Genomic DNA, 514 nt, shown 5'->3' on the forward strand with positions numbered 1-514 from the left:
GGAGACTACAAACTAGATAAGCTAACACCCCCAGTTATTCAAAAGCAAGTTAATCAATGGGCAAAAGAGTACAATCAACTAGGAAAAGGCTACCAAGAATATCCGCAACTTAACTCGTTAAATAAACGCATACTTAAATACGCCGTATCCTTGCAAGTTATCCCTTTTAATCCTGCCCGTGATATTATCGTCCCACGTCGCAAACCAAAAGAAGGGCAAAAACTAAAATATCTGGATGATGATAACTTAAAAAAATTCTTAAATTATCTGGATCGGTTGCCTAATACTTACAAAAATTTCTACGATACAGTGCTGTATAAGACGCTTTTAGCGACTGGTTTGCGCATTCGTGAATGTTTAGCCCTCAAATGGTCTGATATTGACTTACAAAACGGTACACTAGACGTAAATAAGACTCTAAACTGTGAAAAAGAAGTCACTACCCCTAAAACAAAATCAAACGTTAGAATGATTGACTTGGATAATAAGACGGTGCTCATGCTGCGGCTTTACA

1 protein-coding gene is annotated in these 514 nt (G+C 37.4%); it reads left to right on the forward strand.

Annotated elements, in window-relative coordinates; genetic code table 11:
* Positions 1-514: tyrosine-type recombinase/integrase (locus HT723_RS11075; protein ID WP_172935203.1), on the forward strand; the 514-nt coding region annotated here is incomplete at both ends.

This window comes from Streptococcus sp. 2106 (assembly GCF_013277315.1).
Lineage (GTDB): Bacteria > Bacillota > Bacilli > Lactobacillales > Streptococcaceae > Streptococcus > Streptococcus pseudopneumoniae.